The following is a 17,070-nucleotide window of genomic DNA, read 5'->3' on the forward strand; positions in this document are numbered from 1 at the left end:
TACCTTTAGAAACAGTCATTTGAAATACCAGCAAGGATGCCGTCGATGTCGAAACAGCTCTTTCAGGCCCCTCACAGTCAGGAACTGGCCACTATCACCGAATACCTGCTCACTGGAGGAACACTGGCAGAAGCCAACCAGATGAGTGAGAAGGCCCTTGAGTCCATTTATTCCCATGGCTACAACCAGTACCAGAATGGTCATTTTGAAGAGGCTGCCAAAATCTTCCAATATCTCTGCTTTTATGACCACTGGAATGCCCGCAACTTTCTTTGCCTGGGTTCCTGTCAGATGATGCTGAAAACTTACGGTCAGGCCATCAAAACCCTCGAATACGCCGCACGAATGGATATCAGTAATCCACTGGCCAAAGTCTATATGGCTGATTGCTACCTGGCTCTGAAGGAAGGAGGCATTGCTGAAGTGATTTATAAAAGCGCCCTGAAAGATGCCAGAAAACATCAGTTTAATCATCTGGAGCTGAAAAGAGTCGAGAATCTGCTCCAGACCTTTGAGGACGAAAAGGGAGGGCAGTCCTGATGGTCGATTCAGTTAATCGCAATGAAGCTATTTTAGTCCCAACGCAGGCAGAAGCTCTAAAAGAGATTGAGAAGACTAACACGGTCTCACAGGGCTATGAGTACAAGAACTCGGCATCAGTCAGAACCGGGGAAGGTCAGGTTGATCTGCCTCCCGGTGGTTCAGAGGCTCCTTCCATTCCAGAACCCGACTCAATGAATGCGGGCCAACTGGATGACCTTGAAAAGCATTTAACCCAACAAACCACAGCCAAACTGCGAGGCGAGATTGGCGGCATGTTTGGTGAAAGCCCGAACTCAATTACCAGTAGCCGACCAGAGTTAATGACTGTGGCGGTATCTGAGACTGTTCTGGATACCGAAGCCAAACTGTCACGGGTGGCGGAAGCCCCTCCTCGGGTCATGCAGCACATTGGTGATTCCGTAGATCAACTTCAAATGGAGCATATTGAGGGCACACTGACCGCCGACAAGCTCGAAGAAATACTGGCTCAGATCAATGCTAGCCTGGAAGACAGCTCGGTTAAATACGCTGAAAACAAGATTGAGATGGCTTCCCTTGATGCTCAACAGCGGCATGATAGTAATATCGAGCGTATTCGGGAACACATTGAAGAGGCTAACAGCGCCAGTGCCGAAGCTACAGCCAATCCTGACAATATTTTCCTGAAAGCCCTGTCTTTCCTGTTCCCGCCTGTCATGCTGTGGGAAACCGCACTGATGATTGACCGGGAGGTCAACCCCGGCAAAGACAACTCTCATCTAAGTATATTTTCTAAAAATGAAATCGACTTTATGCTGCAGCAGACCGGGGAGGCCGATGCGAGTTTAATCAGACATGCAAGCCCCATTATGCCAGCTTCCATGGTGGAAATCGGCAACTCTGAACGAACCGATAATCACCCATCAGAAACGGATGATACCCAAGAGCGCAAAGAAGCCTTTGATGAATCGGGCTCTCCAGTGAGCGATGCCACTGAAGGCCTTCAGATTGCCAGCGAAGGTCTTGATCACTTTGAGAGAAGAAAGGCTCTGCTCCAGACTCTCCAGCAACAGGCTGAATCGGAAGAAGCCAAGAAAAAGCTTGAGGCAGCTATCAACGCACTGCAAGGCGGAGACCCTGCTCTGGCAGAAGAGATTCTGGGCTCTCAGGGACTGGATAGCAGTATCGGAGACAGCATGAGTGCGTCAACCGGTGATAAAGAGCTTACAGAGGCAAAGGATATTAAGAGGTTTGTCGATGACATATCCGGTGTTCCTGACGAGGTGCTCTCTTCCATGAAGGATGCAGACGGTGAACTGAGCCTGATCAAGCGCTTCACCTCTGTGTAAGTACCTGACCACCCTGCCTTTGCCATGAATCAATGATGTTCATACCGAGGCAGGGATGGTTTATCACCACATCACTTCGGTTTCATCTCATCCCCTGGCTGCAATTCGTGCTATCAAAGCAACGCATTTTTTGAAAAAATAGTGCCCCTTCAGAAAGAGCAGATAAAACCAGAACATTCATGAGTCACTCCTCCCTGCAGCAACCGTTGCCTGCCAAGGAACTGTTTTCCTACCCAAAGTATTGGGCTGAATGCTATGGCACAGCGCCTTACCTCCCCATGACCCGAGCAGAGATGGATGAGTTAGGCTGGGATTCCTGCGACATTATCATTGTCACAGGCGATGCTTACGTAGATCACCCCAGCTTCGGTATGGCAGTCATTGGCCGTTTCCTGGAATCCCAGGGCTTCAGGGTGGGCATTATTGCCCAGCCAGATTGGAGCAACACAGCAGACTTTATGCGTCTGGGTAAGCCCAACCTGTTTTACGGTGTCACCGGTGGCAACATGGACTCCATGATCAACCGCTACACCGCCGACCTGAAAGTTCGAAATGACGATGCTTATACACCGGATGCAGAGCCGGGCAAACGGCCTGATCGCTCGGTGATTGTTTACAGTCAGCGTTGTAAAGAAGCCTATAACGATGTGCCCGTCGTTATTGGCGGTATTGAAGCCAGCCTTCGCAGGATTGCCCAGTATGATTACTGGAGTAATGAAGTGCGCCGTTCTGTTCTGATGGATTCCACTGCAGATATCCTCCTCTATGGCAACGCTGAGCGAGCCATGGCCGAGGTGGCGGACAAACTGGCTGCGGGCGTTAATATCAAAAATATGGATGATATTCGCGGTACGGTTGTCGTTAAGCCTGGCACACCAGAAGGCTGGACCGAAATAGACTCTACCCGTATCGACTGGCCAAGAGATCCGGGATCTCTGGAAGAAGCCTATGGCACCAACCCATACGAATATGTGCAAGAAGAAGAGTGCGAATCCAAAAAAAGACAGGAGCCGGATATTCAGCCTGTCCGCATTGTTCCACTTCCGCTGCACCGCAAGACTGACTTTGATACCAGCAAAAGCTGTATTCGTCTGCCGTCGTTTGAAAAAGTGCGTAAAGATCCCGCGCTATACGCCCATGCCTCCCGAGTGCTGCACCAGGAATCCAACCCCCATAATGCCCGGGTGCTGGTGCAGAGACATGGCAACCGGGAAATCTGGGTAAACCCGCCTCCCATTCCTCTGGAAACGCCGGAGATTGATGGTGTCTTTGCCCTGCCTTATCAGCGCAGGCCACACCCATCCTATGGTGATGCAAAAATTCCGGCCTACGACATGATCAAAACGTCCGTGAATATCATGCGGGGCTGCTTTGGTGGTTGTACCTTCTGCTCCATCACCGAGCACGAAGGTCGGGTCATCCAGAGTCGTTCCCAGGAATCCGTCCTGCAGGAACTGGAAGAGATCAGGGACAAGGTGCCTGGCTTTACCGGTCAGATTTCTGACCTCGGTGGCCCAACCGCCAACATGTATCACCTGAACTGCAAGAGTGCAGAGATTCAGGCCAGTTGCCGCCGTCTTTCCTGTGTGTTCCCGGGTATCTGCAAAAATCTGGAAACCTCACACAAGCAAACGACAGAGCTGTACAGAAAAGCCCGTGCCATTCCCGGCATCAAGAAAATCGCCATTGCTTCGGGTCTTCGTTATGACCTGGCAGTAGAAGATCCGGAATACGTCCGTGAGCTGGTCACGCACCACGTCGGTGGGTATCTGAAGATTGCGCCGGAGCATACCGAGAAAGGTACTCTGGACCTGATGATGAAACCCGGCATGGGCACCTACGACGCTTTCAAGAAAATGTTCGACAAGTTCTCCAAAGAAGCCGGAAAAAAGCAGTATCTTATTCCTTACTTCATTGCCGCCCACCCGGGTTGTGAAGACGAAGATATGATGAACCTGTCGCTTTGGCTGAAACGTCACAAATTCCGTGTCGACCAGGTACAAACCTTTTATCCGTCGCCTATGTCTCTGGCAACGGCTATGTACTATTCCGGTCGTAACCCGCTCAAGAAGCTTAATTACAAGGGTGACAGACTTTATATTCCCAAAGAGCTGGAACAACGTCGTCTGCAAAAAGCCTTCCTGCGTTATCACGACTCCAGAAACTGGGATGTCCTCCGTAACGCCCTGAGAAAGATGAACCGCTCCGAACTGATTGGCGATGGCCCCAATCAACTGGTACCTGCGGAAGAACAGAGCAAAGACAACCGCCGACCATACAACAAAAAGCCTGCGGGAAAATTCCAGAAGGCCCGTGGTGGTCAGTGGGATAACCGAGCACCCCGCAAAGAGCCGGTAGCCCGGAAAAAGCCTTCAGCTAATAAAAAGTCCAGATAACCCCTAAAAAAAAAGCCCCGAATTCTTCGGGGCTTTTTTATTGACCCTTGCTCGGTTGATGGGGATGGCAAAAAGTGGCCTTGCCAATATTTGCTACATATAGCCAATATTTTTTTAACCGCATCACTGGCGCTCATGCCGCTCAAGGTTCCGGTAGAAATTTTCATGGGAGCCAAAGGAGATCAGCTCCAGTAACAGCTTGCCGTCGTCAAAATAATAAGCCAGCAGGGTCAATTGTTTTGCCATCTTGAATTTATAAACCTGAAGGTGGCTCAGGACGCCTTTCTTCTTATCGCCAATATCGGGATTATTGGCTACGGCTCTGATAGCTGTATCAAGATCCGCTTTCTGGTTGGGCTTGAGTTTTTTCACGGCTCTTGCAAACCGGGATGTCTGGAGTATCGTTTCTGCTTTAGCCAAAACGGTACTCCGAGACCAGTCCCTGTTTGCGCTCTTCTTCGGCTTCCAGAATATCTTCAATGAAATTAATGGGCAGATCAGGGTTTTCCTTGGCAATCTTGCCAAGGCAGGCCCAATATTCCACCTGTTTTGCCGCCGAGCGTTTTTTGACCTTGCCAACAAGGGTTGCAGCGGTCACCAGCTCTTCATCCAGTCGTAAGGGTCTGCTTGGCATGTTTCAAAACCTACTTTTTGTAACAAATTGCTACAAATATAGTCATATGCATCAAGCCTGTCAAAAGCCCTGACCCTTTTCGTGAAGTCACGAAAAGTGTGCTACCTCTAGTGGTTTATTCCAAGCCAATCTTGCAGCTTAGAGATGGTGCGATGGTGCCGGAGCTGGTAGCAATAATCGGGAAGAAAGCCCCGAAGATTCTGGGGCTTTTTTATTGACCCACAATTTCTTACACTGCCTGACAACCTTATAAGGAAGATGTGATGAATACACAGATTGATCAGGAAACTCAGGACAAACTCGACGCAGCTACTTTTCGCCGCCTGCTGAAGCACCTCAATGATCATAAAGAGGTGCAGAATATTGACCTGATGATTCTGGCGAACTTTTGTCGGAACTGCCTGGGCAAGTGGTACAAAACAGCTGCTGACGATCTGGGTGTTGAAGTGTCCGACAATGAAGCCAGAGAACGTATCTATGGCATGCCCTATTCCCAATGGAAAGAAAAGCATCAGCAGCCCGCATCGGAGGAACAGCTGGCCGCTTTTGAAGCCAGACAAAAGAAGTAGTGCTCTGAATACTGACTGAATACCCAACAAACAGCCATAGTAATGCCAACACAGCCATGAGTTTTTCCGAACAGCCTTGAGCTGTCCGAATAGTCCTTAAGAAGGGAGCTGAGTATGAATCGTTTCCCGCTTCAGATTCACATTCCTAAAGCCAGCCGACTGATTTATGGTTGTATGGGCCTGGGAGGTGAGTGGAACAATAATCCTATTTCCGATCACGACCACACTCTGGCCCATAATGCCGTGAATACAGCACTGGAGTGTGGCATTAACTTCTTTGACCATGCTGATATCTATACCATGGGCAAAGCAGAACAGGCATTCAGCAACGTTATTAAAGCGGAGCCAAAACTTCGCCAGGACCTGATCATCCAGTCCAAATGTGGCATTCGCTTTGCCGACGACGACAACCCCGGTCGATACGACCTTTCTCCCCAATGGATAGAGTTCAGTGTCAATGGCATTCTCGAAAGGCTGGGTACAGAGTATCTGGATATTCTTTTACTGCATCGCCCTGACCCGCTGATGGAACCCGATTTAATCGCCGAAGCGTTTACTCGCTTATACGACAGCGGAAAAGTACGACACTTTGGTGTTTCCAATATGAACCAGCATCAAATCGCCTACCTTCACTCCTGCATCGAACAACCTTTGATCGTCAACCAGTTGCCCATGAGTCTTGCCCGTTGTGACTTTGTGGAAGACGGGATACTGGTCGCCATGAGTGAGAGTGCCGACACTGGCTTTACGCCGGGAATGATTGATTACTGTCGTAAAAATAACGTTCAGCTTCAGGCTTGGGGCTGTCTGGATCAGGGACTGTTCATCGGAAAAGATACCAGTAAGGAACCAGCGGCCGTTCAGGCCACTGCAAAACAGGTTGCCGAGATGGCTGAAGACTATCAGACTTCCGGAGAAGCCATTGCTCTGGCCTGGCTGATGAGGCACCCGGCCAGCATCCAGCCTGTGATTGGCACAACGGATAAAGATCGTATTCGTGCATGCTCTCAGGCGATGGAAGTTCATCTAAGCAGGGAAGACTGGTACAAGCTTTATATCGCCTCCAGAGGGCGGTCTCTGCCTTGATTTGAAAATGACTCAGTAACTCTGACATCGACGAACAATTATTAGAAAACGGGGATGAAGTTATTATGAACCAGAAAGCAACCAGATATCTGGCTGCCACACTCATAGCTACCACTCAGCTGACGGGCTGTTCAGGTCCCTGGAATAATCCTCATCAGGAAAGTTCTGGTCATCAGAACCAGACTGTCTACTACACCAATTTTCAACTCCCCCCCCAGCACTTTGATCCGGCTATTTCGTACAGCACTGATGAAAGTATGCTGATCGACCAGATCTACGAGCCTCCTCTTGGTTATCACTTTCTGAAAAGGCCTTATGAACTGCAACCTCTGGTGGCTGAATCCATGCCAGAGGTTCGTTTTCTTAACGCCAACCACGAGGAGACCACCTTTGATAGCCCTGACATTGCCTTCAGTCGATACACCATCACCCTCAGGGAAGGTATTGTTTATCAGCCTCACCCGGCGTTCGCCAAAAACGGTAAAGGCGATTACGTCTATCTCTTTAACGATGAAAGTGAAACCGTAAACTACAAAGCTCTTTCCGACTTTGGTCAAACAGCAACTCGGGGGCTGGACGCAGACGACTTTCTCTATCAGATCAAAAGGATTGCCGACCCTCACAATAAAGCACCCTTAATTGGCTTCCTTGCTCAGTATATAGACGGCATGAGTGAAGTGACCGAGGAATTAAAAACTGTTGAAAGAGACGGGTGGCTGGATCTTCGTGAATTCAAAATGAGGGGACTGGAAAGAGTTGATGAGCGGACTTTCTCTATTACTATAAAAGGCATCTACCCCCAGTTTTCTTACTGGCTGGCCATGCACTTTTTTGCACCTGTCCCCTGGGAGGCGGATCGCTTCTATAACAACCCCGGGTTCAAAGACAACAACCTGACTCTGGACTGGTATCCAGTCGGCACAGGTGCCTACATGATGACCAGAAATGACCCTAACAGGGAAATCATTCTGGAACGAAATCCTAACTTCAGGGATGATTTTTATCCCACTGAAGGAGCCCCCGGTGATAAAGAGGCAGGGTTGCTTGCTGATGCCGGAGCAAAGGTACCTTTCATAGATAAAGCCATTTTCAGCCTGGACAAAGAAGTTTTGCCTATGTGGACCAAATTCCTGCAGGGATATTACGATCGCTCAGGAGAAAACCACGGCAACGTCACCCAAAACTTTGACCAGGCCTTGACCATCGGCCCCGAGGGTGTAGAGCTTACCGACGAAATGCAAGACAGACAGATCACTCTGTCCCAGGATGTTAAGCCTGCGGTCTACTATATGGGCTTCAATATGCTGGACAATGTGGTGGGTGGTTACTCCCCGAAAAAGCAAAAGCTGCGTCAGGCCATCTCCATTGCCTGGAATTCTGAAGAATATATAGAAATATTCCGAAACGGCTCCGCCATTCCTTTCATGGGGCCCATTCCTCCCGGTATTGAAGGTTCTCTGAAAGCAGAGGCAGGCATCAATCCCTTCACCCACGACTGGAAAAATGGCAAGGCCGTTCGCAAAGACCTTGAATACGCCAAACAGCTTTTGGCTGAAGCGGGCTACCCCAATGGTCGTGATGCTGAAACAGGTAAGCCTTTGAAGCTCTATCTGGATGTCCAGGCCCAAGCCACCAGCAAAAGCCGTGAAGACTGGCAAAAACGCCAGCTCAAAAAACTCGGCATAGAGTTAGAACTCAGAGCGACAGACTGGAATCGCTATAAAGAGAAAATGAGCACAGGGAACCACCAAATGTTCTCCTATGGCTGGTTGGCCGATTACCCTGATCCCGAGAATTTTCTGTTCTTGCTCTATGGCCCTCAAAGCCCTGTCGCCTGTCAATGTGACGGCAACAACAATGCCAACTATAACAATCCTCGCTATAACAGGCTTTTCAAGCAGATGAAGACCATGCAGCCCGGTCCTGAGCGAAATCGGTTAATCGCCGAAATGTTGGATCAGGTTCGCGCTGATGCTCCCTGGTTTACTGGCGAATACCCGAAAGAGTATTACCTGAATAACCAGTGGGTTTCTAATACCAAACGTCATGGCATCTCCAAGGCTACCCTTAAATACCTGAAGATCGATTCAGAAGTGAGAAAACAAAAACAGGCTGAATGGAACCAACCCAATCTTGTCCCTCTGGTGGCAGGCATGGGGGTTTTTGTCGCTTTGTTTATTCCTGCGATTCGCGCCTATAGACGACGCCAGAAGCTGGTCATAAATACCGACAGCTAATAAAAAGCTGAAGAATAATTTTCAGGTTTAAGGACGTTCTACCATGCTTGCTTATATTATCAGACGACTGATTTACGCCATTCCTATTCTTATTGGTGTCAATCTGATTACTTTTTTACTCTTCTTTGTGGTGAACAGCCCTGACGATATGGCACGAGCTCAGCTGGGGGATAAATACGTCACCGAGGAAGCCATTGAACTCTGGAAAGAGACGAATGGCTACCACCAGCCACTGTTTTTCAATCACGAAGAAGAAGGTCTGAAAGCACTGACAGAAACCATCTTTTTCAACAAATCCATCAGTCTCTTCAGCTTCGACTTTGGACGGTCGGAGAGCGGTCGGGATATTACCAGCGATGTTTCCCAGCGCATGTGGCCCAGCGTCATGTTTGCCCTGCCAACACTGCTCATCGGACTCTGGGTCAATATCAGCATAGCCCTTTTAGTGGTTATGATCCGCAATACCGGACTTGAGAAAGTGTTTGTGGTCTCTTTTGTTGGCTTGATGTCTGTCTCTTACCTGTTTTACATCATTGGTGGCCAGTATCTGGTCACCCGTTTGTGGAACCTGGTGCCTGTGTCGGGTTTCCAGCCCGGACTGGGTTCCTTCAGGTTTCTGATTCTTCCGGTTGTTATTGGTGTCATTGCCGGTACCGGAGCCGGAGCCCGACTCTACCGGACACTGTTCCTGGAGGAAGCGAATCAGGATTACGCCCGCACGGCCAGGGCAAAAGGGGTAAGCGAAGTCAGCGTCCTGTTCCGGCACATTCTGCCCAACACCATGATCCCGATTCTGACCAATATCGTGATTGTCATTCCAATGCTGTTTATGGGCAGCCTGGTGATGGAATCCTTCTTTGGCATCCCGGGCCTGGGCAGTTACATGATTGATGCCCTGAAATCCCAGGACTTCGCCATTGTCAGAACAATGGTGTTTATTGGCTCAGTACTCTACATCATAGGCCTGATTGCCACTGACATTTCATACACACTGGTCGATCCCCGTGTCAGGCTGAATTAGGAGAACATCCATGAAACCGGTTATTTTATGGAGTGATGCATTGCTGTTTATCCTACTGGCAGCCATGATCGCATTCATTGTCAGTATCATTCGCAACAACGAGAGTCGTGAACGCTGGAGCAGAGTTTTTCGTTCCCGACTGGGCATGTCCTGCTTTCTGATTATTCTTACCTACATTGTCATAGGTGTTCTGGATTCACTGCATTTTCGCAAGGCGATCGAACCTCTTGAAGGTCAGTATAAAAGTGACGTTTATTACTCCAGTCATATAAACAGTGTTCTGGATCTGGTGCTGGGCGAAATGGGGGAGGACAAGGAAAAAACCTATTCAGCCCCCTTCTCACTGAAATCATACTCCAAGGAAAATATGCAAGATGAACAAGGCAATACTTACCGGGATTATGCCAGCTTGAAACATGCAGGTAAGCATCTGGAATCCTCTGATGACAGGCTTGTGGATATTGCCCTGCAATCATTTCAGGCGCTTCTCACTGGCCTGTTGTTCAGTGCTCTTCTGATTGCTGCCCATGCCTATTGGATGAAAGGTAAAAACAGCATCTACCCGTGGAAAACGGCCTATATAACCCTGGCAATTATTATTTGCCTGCTCACCTGGATGATTCACATCGGCTGCCTTTATCACATCCTGGGCACAGATAAAGGAGGTAACGATGTTCTCTACAAATGCCTCAAAGGTATTCGCACCGCCATGTTGATTGGCACTCTGGCTACTCTGATCATGATGCCTATTGCCATTTCCCTTGGAATAGCCGCTGGTTATTTCAAAGGCTGGGTAGACGACATTATTCAGTATTTGTATACCACTCTCAGTTCTATTCCGGGTCTTCTATTGATTGCAGCCTCCGCTCTGCTGTTCCAGATATGGATTGACCTGAACCCTGATTACTTTAGTACCGGACTCGAAAAAGGTGATGCCAAATTCATCGGCCTATGCTTTATTCTCGGAGTTACCAGCTGGGCCACCCTCTGTCGTCTGCTCAGAGCGGAAACCTTGAAAATCAGTCAACTTGACTATGTCCAGGCTGCCCATGCTTTCGGCGTCAGTCATGCCAGAATCATCAGCAAACACATTCTGCCCAATGTTACCCATATCATTCTGATCATATTTGTTCTCGACTTCAGTGGTCTGGTAATGGCCGAGGCAGTGCTTGCCTACATCGGTGTGGGAGTCGACTCTTCAATGCACAGCTGGGGTAATATGATCAGCACTAGCAGCGCAGAACTCAGTCGGGTACCCGCCGTCTGGTGGAACCTTGCAGGCGCTTTTACCCTGATGTTTGTTCTGGTGCTGGCAGCCAACCTTTTCTCGGACCTCGTCAGTGACGCCTTTAACCCCAAAACCCATTTGGAGGCTGCCTGATATGAGCATTACAGAATCCTCAGGGGAGAACATGGCCAAAACGGCCGAGAGCAAAGAACCGGCATTGCAGGTATCCAATCTTAATGTTGTCCTCAGACATGAACCCGATACCCGGATTCTAAAAGGCGTCAGTTTCCAACTGAACAAGGGTGAAGTCTTTGCATTGGTTGGCGAGTCAGGCAGTGGCAAGTCGGTAACATCGTTGTCAATCATGCGTCTGCTGCCCGATGCTCTGAAAATCACTCAGGGAATAATCCGGCAAGATGATACCAACCTGTTTGCCCTGACCGAGCAGGAAATGGGCTCCGTTCGTGGTAAAAAGATCGCCATGATCTTTCAGGATGCATTGACCTCTTTGAATCCGGTTCAAAAAGTGGGTGACCAGATTGCAGAAACCCTGAAAATACACACCAATCTGACCGGTGACGAGATCAGAAAACGCACTGTCCAACTGTTTGAAGAAGTCGGCCTTCCTGACCCGGATAAACGTGTAGACTGGTATCCCCACCAGATGTCCGGAGGTCAGCAGCAGCGGGTTATGATTGCTATGGCTCTGGCCTGTGAGCCGGATATTCTGCTGGCGGATGAGCCCACCACCGCCCTGGATGTCACCATTCAGAAGCAGATTCTGGAGCTGGTAAAAGCATTAACCATTAGCCGTGACCTGGCGGTATTGTTGATTACCCATGATATGGGCGTAGTTCGTGAAACCGCTGATCGTGTTGGTGTTATGTATCAGGGTGAGATCATTGAGGAAGGCAGCTGTGATGATTTCTTTGAGAATCCTCGTGAAGAATACAGCTGTCGTCTGATTAACAGCCTGCCTGACATGGACGCTTACCGGCCTCAGACCCATCCCACTCCCTTGTTGAAGGTAGATAATCTGGAAGTTCACTTTCCCATTCGTAAGGGAATCCTCCAGAGAGTTCACGATTACACCAAAGCGGTTAATGGCATCAGCTTCTCCATCGCCAAAGGTGAAACGCTGGCCCTGGTAGGCGAATCGGGTTGTGGCAAATCCACCACTGGTCGTGCCATTCTTAACCTGGAAAAAGCGACCGGTGGTGAGATCTGGTACAACCACCGGAAAATTCACGCGCTTTCCCGCAGGGAAATGTTGCCCCTTCGCAAAAAAATCCAGGTCATCTTCCAAAGCCCTTATTCTTCCATGAACCCACGTATGACGGTGGGTGACATTATCGAAGAAGGTATGATTAGCCTGCAGATGGGTCTGAGCAAAGCTGAAAGGGAGCAACGTGTTGAATCGCTTTTAAAGAGGGTCCAGCTGGAGCCTGAGCACCGCTATCGCTATCCCCACGAGTTCTCTGGTGGTCAGCGTCAGCGCATAGCCATCGCCCGGGCGCTTGCGGTTGAACCTGACCTGATCATTTGTGATGAACCTACCAGCGCACTGGATGTATCTATCCGCTCAGAAGTCATGGATTTGTTGCTGGAGTTGCAAAGAGAGCTGCAAGTCTCGTACCTGTTTATAACTCACGATCTTTCAATCATTCCTCATCTCGCTCACCGGGTCGCGGTGATGAAGGGAGGCAAAATTGTCGAACAGGGCCATACCGAAGATGTAATGACCAGACCTCAGCATGATTACACTCGTAAGCTGCTCAGCGCTGTTCCGGAAGTGCGTTAAGCGCCATTCCCCGCCCATCACGCTTAGTTATGGGCGAGCAGCCTGTCGGACTTAAGACTGTCCTACAGGCTGCGAGGGTTCTGGCTCGTTATGCATCCGTGAAGATAATCAGGCTCTACACCCTGAAGAAATGAACCCGATAGTGAAAAACTGTCCGGAATGTTTGAGACTCAAAGTTCATTATTCTGAGGCTCGTTTTGAGCTATCGGGGACAGGGTTATAACCACATCACTGCTATCTGAGAAAGGTACTCTCTCAAAGCGAGTGGGAGACCAGTTACTCTCCCTGTTTGTTTTCACTGGACCGTAATCCCTTCCATCCACTGACAGTGTAATCATATACGGCTGCTCATCAGGATAATAAAATATGCCACCTGCAAAAACAGAGAAAGTATAGGTGGGCTTATAAACATCGGGGCTATCAAGGGACCAGGCCACAGTCCCCTTGGGATACCTGGCATCAGTGGGATGAAGGTCATTGTTCACATTCTGGAGACTGATACTGGTACTGATGGGAAGATAAACACCAGACTTAATAAAACTGTCCAAAGTGGCCTTCAAGCCACCCACCTTCCTGAAATATCTAAAAGCATTATGTTGAAAACCTGCAGCTACTGCACTAAAGCCATAGCCTAACCCCACCGTTTCATCTCTGAATGTCACTTCTGCTGCCGATGCTGTGGACAGGAAACCGGAAAGGAGTAAACCAACAGGAATAGCCATTAAAACTTTCATAACTAAAAAAGCCTCTTCTGATGTTATAACCCGGGAATATCATGAAGCTGCTTTAACCAGACCAAGGTCACATAAAAAATTCCAGTCACCATTTATCCATCTGTAGAAAAACAAACGAACGTCACCAGTCGGATTTTTACCAGCTCACTCGACACTAACGACAAGATGTCGTCAATCAGATAGCAGAAGAAAGAGAAGTACTCCGCTTTATCAGATTCCCGAATTAACCCAACGCTCAAGTATAGATACTCATTTCCATCACTGCTTTTTTTACTGTGACACCCTCTTATTATTTTGGGAGGCTTCCTGGCAACCTGTTTGATGATCAAAGCATCTCAATCCCAGCTGGTCAGACTAAACCGCGCATAAACCCGAAAGTCATTCCCTGAGACACCCACCGGCTCAAGCGTCTGGGCGGCGCTGATTTCCAGAGCGCCCCATTCGGCAGAGACTTTTGTCCCCAGGCCAGCGGAGGTGAGTTTTTCGTGGGAACCGGGCATCCTTGTCTCGCCATGATCAAGAAAGACAAAAGGTTCGATTGCGCTCTGTCGATAGGACAGGCCAGAGTAGTGCAGCTCTGTCTGCTGACGCCAGCCTTTGTCGCCGGTCACAGCACTGTTGTTATAGCCTCGAATGCTGTACAACCCTCCGAGAGCAAAGCCAAGGCTCGAAGGCAGAGTTGCTTCACTGGCCCACTGAGCCTCCCATGAAGACAGCACATAGAGTGGCGAGTCAAAGTTGTAGATCAGTGTCAGGCTCGGGTTCAACAAACTCAGGTACCGCACATCGTCATTCAGAATGGACTTGCTGCGCAGTCTGCTTAACAGCAGTCGGCCATTAACCTGCCAGTTGTCGTCCGAAGTCAGTCAGGACAGCCTGCCAATGGCTTACGCAGACACTGTCTCAAAAGACGGAATAGCCAATTATCAGTTAGCAGCAGACTGTGAATACCGCTTTCGGTTTCTCAGCATTGGCCCGGAGGAAGCAGTGTCGGTTTCTGTGCTGGAGTCCTGAGATTCTGGCACTTAGCAACGGAGGCATGTAGGTCAGCGTGTTGGTTTGTTATGCTCAAAATTCAGTAAGTTGGCATGGATACAGGGTCAAATGGCTTGCCACATTGTTGAAAGCGCCCCCAACGCCTAAAATTACCGAAAAATCACAATAAATGGAGATACAACGTGATTGACAGTAACATCTGGATTGTATGCAACCCTGAAGTCATGACAGGCAAGCCCTGCGTTAAAGGCACCCGGATCACTGTAGAAAGCATTCTTGAAATGCTGAGTTCCGGCATGTCCTTCGCCGAAATCATATCGGACTTTCCCAGCCTGAATGAAACCAAGATACGAGCTGCCCTGGGTTATGCCGCCCAAAATCTGGCTAAGGGGGATGCTGCGTAGTGATATTGATTGATGAAAACCTGTCTTACAAACTGGCAGCAAGAATAGAAGCTGATTACAAAGGGACGCAGGCTGTCTCAAGAGTCGAATCACTGGGTGAAGGAGCCCCGGATCGGCTGGTCTGGGAATACGCAAAAGCACACAATAAGGCCATATTAACCAAAGATAAAGACTTCGTAGATTTCTGGAGTCGGTTCGGGCCACCGCCTAAAGTCATCCACATTAAAATCGGTAACGCTCGTCTACCCGCTCTTGAATCCCTGATCAGTAATAACAGGAGTCGTATCAATCAATTTCTGACAGAGACTAATGATGGATTGCTGACCATTCAGTCATAATGGCTCGCTCCCATGCTCAAGCGTGGCAACCTCGTGGCAACCTGTTTGATGATCAGAGCACCTCAATCCCAGCTGGTCAGACTAAACCGCGCATAAACCCGAAAGTCATTCCCTGAGACACCCACCGGCTCGAGCGTCTGGGCGGCAGTGATTTCAACAGCGCCCCATTCGGCAGAGACTTTTGTCCCCAGGCCAGCGGAGGTGAGTTTTTCGTGGGAACCGGGCATCCTTGTCTCGCCATGATCAAGAAAGACAAAAGGTTCGATTGCGCTCTGTCGATAGGACAGGCCAGAGTAGTGCAGCTCTGTCTGCTGACGCCAGCCTTTGTCGCCGGTCACAGCACTGTTGTTATAGCCTCGAATGCTGTACAACCCTCCGAGAGCAAAGCCAAGGCTCGAAGGCAGAGTTGCTTCACTGGCCCACTGAGCCTCCCATGAAGACAGCACATAGAGTGGCGAGTCAAAGTTGTAGATCAGGGTCAGGCTCGGGTTCAACAAACTCAGGTAGCGCACATCGTCATTCAGAATGGACTTGCTGCGCAGTCTGCTGAACAGCAGTCGGCCATTAACCTGCCAGTTGTCGTCCAGCAGATTCAATTCCTGCCCGAACTGCAGCTGATCATTACGGTAGTCCGACAAAGGTTCATCCGCAACAGCGTTTTCCGAACGAGTACTGCTGGCTGAAAAAAGCAGGTTCAGCCAGCCATCAATGTCGGACCAGAACAGGTAACTGGCATCCAGAGTGTAACGTGTCGTGTCACCGGTAACGTCGACGTCAACTGTCGTGATTTCCAGCTCGCTGTCGGTGTACTGGAAACTGCCTCCCAGTCTCCAGCCCTCTTCGCCCAAGACCCGGTTGTAGCTGGCGCTGAATGACTTGAGTCCATCAGACGTCAGACCATAGCCCAATAATTTGTCGCCGTGGCTGAACACCGACGTTTTCTGGTAGAGCAGACTTAACTGCTCTTCTCCGGCGTTTTCAGTGCCGTGGTTATCAAAATAGAGCGACGCTCCTTCTTCCGATTCAGGAATCTGAACAACGACATCGGTCAATCCAAACGCCTGACCGGCCTTAAGCTCTGACTGCAATCTCTGGCCGTGAACCCGGTTATAAAACAGGATATCCCGCTCCAGCGCTTCGACATCGATGGAGTCTTTCTGCCAGTCTGTATTGATCCACTTCTGAAAATACGCTCTGTCATCCTCTTCCACTTCGCCAGAAAAAACCAGTTCACCAAAGCGACCTTCCACCAGTCTGATACTGACCAACCCGTTCTCTATTTTCTGTTCCGGAAACACTGCAGCAGCCGTGTAAATGCCTTTGCTCTTGTAGAGTGTATTGACAGCTCCAAGCAGGGTTTGCAAATCCTGATAATTGACTTCTTTGCCCAGCCAGGGCTCCGCCAGCGACTGCAATTCCTCTCGGGACAGGTGTCTAGATTCTGTGAAGCGAATGCCCTGCAAAAGAAGCATTGGACCACCGCTTTCCTGAACCGCTTCCGGCTCCTGATCCTTCTTCACAGTTGGCGTCTTTTTTCTCAGTTCAGGCTCAACCAGGCGCTCTTTCTGCTTCTCAATGTCTCTGCTGAGATTTCCCGAAGGATCTGGCAGCGGTAGTTGTGTGGCCAAAGTGACCGTTGATTGCAGCCAGAGACTGCATAAAGCCAGTCCGGCTGCATTCAACGAGAAATGGAATTTAGAGAAAAGTCGCTTTCTGCAAGCATTATTTTTCTTGTTATACCCGTCCAAGTACATC

General features: G+C 49.3%; 17 protein-coding genes. 12 read left to right on the top strand and 5 right to left on the bottom strand.

Annotated elements, in window-relative coordinates; genetic code table 11:
• Positions 1-45 precede the first annotated feature (45 nt).
• The 3 genes from ACO6VG_RS02280 (at position 46) to ACO6VG_RS02290 (ending at position 4,267) form a co-directional block, all read left to right on the top strand.
• A complete protein-coding gene (locus ACO6VG_RS02280) occupies positions 46-540 on the top strand; it encodes a SycD/LcrH family type III secretion system chaperone (protein WP_422135442.1) in 495 nt (164 codons plus the stop codon).
• Positions 540-1,871: a hypothetical protein gene (locus ACO6VG_RS02285; RefSeq protein ID WP_422135443.1), complete on the top strand. Its 1,332-nt coding sequence runs from the start codon at positions 540-542 to the stop codon at positions 1,869-1,871. Before ACO6VG_RS02280 ends, ACO6VG_RS02285 begins: the two co-directional genes overlap by 1 nt.
• 179 nt (positions 1,872-2,050) lie before the next feature.
• Entirely contained in the window at positions 2,051-4,267 is a 2,217-nt protein-coding gene (locus ACO6VG_RS02290) for a YgiQ family radical SAM protein (RefSeq protein WP_422410659.1), read from the top strand.
• A 123-nt stretch (positions 4,268-4,390) separates the two neighbouring features.
• Here ACO6VG_RS02290 and ACO6VG_RS02295 read toward each other — a convergent pair whose 3' ends face one another.
• Complete coding sequence (locus ACO6VG_RS02295) at positions 4,391-4,687, bottom strand: type II toxin-antitoxin system RelE/ParE family toxin (RefSeq protein WP_422472512.1); 297 nt, start codon at positions 4,685-4,687, stop codon at positions 4,391-4,393.
• Positions 4,680-4,901, bottom strand: coding sequence for a TA system antitoxin ParD family protein (locus ACO6VG_RS02300; RefSeq protein ID WP_422135446.1), 222 nt, complete (start codon positions 4,899-4,901; stop codon positions 4,680-4,682). The genes ACO6VG_RS02295 and ACO6VG_RS02300 overlap by 8 nt, the downstream gene beginning before the upstream one ends.
• A 263-nt stretch (positions 4,902-5,164) precedes the next feature.
• On the opposite strand from ACO6VG_RS02300, the gene ACO6VG_RS02305 reads away from it, so the two are divergent.
• The 6 genes from ACO6VG_RS02305 (at position 5,165) to ACO6VG_RS02330 (ending at position 12,843) form a co-directional block, all read left to right on the top strand.
• Positions 5,165-5,470, top strand: coding sequence for a DUF1244 domain-containing protein (locus ACO6VG_RS02305; RefSeq protein ID WP_422472514.1), 306 nt, complete (start codon positions 5,165-5,167; stop codon positions 5,468-5,470).
• A 114-nt stretch (positions 5,471-5,584) separates the two neighbouring features.
• Positions 5,585-6,556: an aldo/keto reductase gene (locus ACO6VG_RS02310; protein ID WP_422135448.1), complete on the top strand. Its 972-nt coding sequence runs from the start codon at positions 5,585-5,587 to the stop codon at positions 6,554-6,556.
• Between the two features lie 65 nt (positions 6,557-6,621).
• Complete coding sequence (locus tag ACO6VG_RS02315; protein WP_422135449.1) at positions 6,622-8,793, top strand: ABC transporter substrate-binding protein; 2,172 nt, start codon at positions 6,622-6,624, stop codon at positions 8,791-8,793.
• Between the two features lie 43 nt (positions 8,794-8,836).
• Positions 8,837-9,814: an ABC transporter permease gene (locus tag ACO6VG_RS02320; RefSeq protein WP_422410663.1), complete on the top strand. Its 978-nt coding sequence runs from the start codon at positions 8,837-8,839 to the stop codon at positions 9,812-9,814.
• Positions 9,815-9,824: 10 nt separating this feature from the next.
• The gene (locus tag ACO6VG_RS02325) at positions 9,825-11,195 is read left to right on the top strand and encodes an ABC transporter permease (protein ID WP_422135451.1); all 1,371 of its coding nucleotides are present in this window, start codon (positions 9,825-9,827) and stop codon (positions 11,193-11,195) included.
• Position 11,196: 1 nt separating this feature from the next.
• Positions 11,197-12,843, top strand: a complete 1,647-nt coding sequence (locus ACO6VG_RS02330) for an ABC transporter ATP-binding protein (RefSeq protein WP_422472516.1) — start codon at positions 11,197-11,199, stop codon at positions 12,841-12,843.
• 170 nt (positions 12,844-13,013) lie between these two features.
• On the opposite strand, the gene ACO6VG_RS02335 is transcribed toward ACO6VG_RS02330, so the two are convergent.
• Together ACO6VG_RS02335 and ACO6VG_RS02340 are read right to left on the bottom strand one after the other, a co-directional pair.
• Entirely contained in the window at positions 13,014-13,577 is a 564-nt protein-coding gene (locus ACO6VG_RS02335; RefSeq protein ID WP_422135453.1) for a hypothetical protein, read from the bottom strand.
• A 335-nt stretch (positions 13,578-13,912) separates the two neighbouring features.
• Complete coding sequence (locus tag ACO6VG_RS02340) at positions 13,913-14,362, bottom strand: ShlB/FhaC/HecB family hemolysin secretion/activation protein (RefSeq protein WP_422135454.1); 450 nt, start codon at positions 14,360-14,362, stop codon at positions 13,913-13,915.
• Between the two features lie 13 nt (positions 14,363-14,375).
• Between ACO6VG_RS02340 and ACO6VG_RS02345 the strand changes: the two genes are divergently transcribed.
• From ACO6VG_RS02345 to ACO6VG_RS02355, 3 genes are all read left to right on the top strand, one after another.
• On the top strand, positions 14,376-14,591 hold the full coding sequence (locus tag ACO6VG_RS02345; protein WP_422135455.1) for a hypothetical protein: 216 nt from the start codon (positions 14,376-14,378) through the stop codon (positions 14,589-14,591).
• A gap of 164 nt (positions 14,592-14,755) precedes the next feature.
• Positions 14,756-14,977 carry a DUF433 domain-containing protein gene (locus ACO6VG_RS02350; protein WP_422135456.1) on the top strand — a complete coding sequence of 74 codons (222 nt, stop codon included), beginning with the start codon at positions 14,756-14,758 and terminating at the stop codon, positions 14,975-14,977.
• Positions 14,977-15,315: a DUF5615 family PIN-like protein gene (locus tag ACO6VG_RS02355; protein WP_422135457.1), complete on the top strand. Its 339-nt coding sequence runs from the start codon at positions 14,977-14,979 to the stop codon at positions 15,313-15,315. The genes ACO6VG_RS02350 and ACO6VG_RS02355 overlap by 1 nt, the downstream gene beginning before the upstream one ends.
• A gap of 62 nt (positions 15,316-15,377) precedes the next feature.
• On the opposite strand, the gene ACO6VG_RS02360 is transcribed toward ACO6VG_RS02355, so the two are convergent.
• Positions 15,378-17,063 carry a ShlB/FhaC/HecB family hemolysin secretion/activation protein gene (locus ACO6VG_RS02360; protein ID WP_422135458.1) on the bottom strand — a complete coding sequence of 562 codons (1,686 nt, stop codon included), beginning with the start codon at positions 17,061-17,063 and terminating at the stop codon, positions 15,378-15,380.
• Positions 17,064-17,070 lie beyond the last annotated feature (7 nt).

It is taken from the genome of Endozoicomonas sp. ALB032 (assembly GCF_049310125.1).
Taxonomy (GTDB): Bacteria; Pseudomonadota; Gammaproteobacteria; order Pseudomonadales; family Endozoicomonadaceae; genus Endozoicomonas_A.